Below are 1572 nucleotides of genomic sequence, written 5' to 3' on the forward strand. Positions count from 1 at the left end.
GATGGTGTCCCGCCGAGTGCAACACCGTTGCTTTTGGTGGGCGGCGTCGGTGTCAAGGGACCCACCCGCCTGGGATCATGTCGGTGTGGAGGGTGTACTTCTGGGCCCGGCGCGGGTGGCGCTTCCGGTTGAAGGGGTATTTGCTGTACCTCTTCAGCATCCGTGACTTCACTCGCCACCGGCGTTGCTGCGGGATCAGGTTCGCCAGGGCGGCGTGACCGATCGCCCCGACCAGGGTCACTGGTTCGGTCGTGGTGATGCCGCTCCCGGCGGTGATCTGGTCGGCGGCGGCTTGCAGAAGGATGGTGAAGCTGAGCTGCCGGGGCGACAGGCCGGGGTATGCGGTGGTCAGGTCGTCGGCCAGGCGGATCAGAGCCTGGTAGACGGTCAGCAGGGCGTAGACCTCCTGCTCGAGTCCGGGAACGGTCCGGGAGCGCAGGATCCGCCCGTCGAGGATGGTGGACTTCAGCGAGAAGTAGCAGGTCTCCGCCTGCCACCTGCGGTGATAGAGCTCGATGAGCTCCGTGGCCGGGTGGTGGTCGGCGTCCAGGAGCGTGGTCAGCAGGCGCCACAGCTCGGTGCGCCGGGTCCCGTCGGTGAGCGTGACCGTCACCCATGCCTCGATCACCCTCACCTCCAGGCGCTGTCCGTACCCGTGGCCCGCCCGGTAGTGGTGGGACTGGATGAAGGTGCGATACGAGCCGTCCGGCAGCGGGTGGCGGAGGGTCGGGCGTCGCTTGCGGGTGGAGCGCAGCAGGAAGGCCGCGCCGGTGTCGGAGACCGCTGCCAGGAAGCCGACCGCGTCGTAGTAGGCGTCGGCCAGCAGCAGCATGGAGGCATCCAGGCGGCCCAGCAGGCGGTGGGCGTAGGCGATCTCGCCGGTCCCGTCCGGGCCGAAGACGGCGTCGATCAGGGCGCGGGTGCCGCACTCGACCAGCGTCACCAGGCGCACGATCGGGTAGCCGAACTCGCGTACCGGGCCGATGTGCTTGGGATAGCGCCAGGTCACCGCCTCCTCGTCGGGGGCGTTCAGCGTGGTGCCGTCGACGGCGATCACACGTCGCCCGCGGTAGAAGGCGCAGGACTGGGCAGGGGTGGCCACCGGCCCCGCAAGGACACCGAACAGGGCACGCAGGGGCGCGACGCCCAGCCGACGGCGGGCCCGCGACAGGGACGAAGCACACGGCTGTGCCGCGGCCGTGTGGCCGAGCCCTCCGGTGAGCTTGCCCCAGACCGCCCGGTACGAGGACCGCCCGAAGACGGCCAGGGCCAGGACGAAGTAGACCACGACGCGAGCCGGCAGCAGCCGCAGCCGCTGTTCCCGCGCCGCGGTCTCCTCAATGACCGCATCAACGAGGTCCGGATCGATGAGCTGGGTCAACTCGCCTACATGACCCGGCGCATACACGTCCGACGGGACTGCCCCAAGGCAGCGGACACTGGCAGACTTCGGTAACAACGGGACCTCCGGGTTGCTCGCCCCTGGCTCGACACCAAGGGACCTACCCGAGGTCCCGCCCCGCTGTTCGCCCCCTTGACACCGACGCCGCCCACCAAAAGCAACGGTGTTGC

General features: G+C 69.5%; 1 protein-coding gene. It reads right to left on the reverse strand.

Annotation, left to right across the window (positions count from 1 at the left end; translation table 11 throughout):
• Window positions 1–52: 52 nt before the first annotated feature.
• Entirely contained in the window at window positions 53–1408 is a 1356-nt protein-coding gene (locus G5C65_RS37025) for an IS4 family transposase (protein WP_338146846.1), read from the reverse strand.
• Between the last annotated feature and the right edge of the window lie 164 nt (window positions 1409–1572).

It is taken from the genome of Streptomyces boncukensis (genome assembly GCF_011045075.1).
In the GTDB taxonomy this organism is placed as follows: Bacteria; Actinomycetota; Actinomycetes; order Streptomycetales; family Streptomycetaceae; genus Streptomyces; species Streptomyces boncukensis.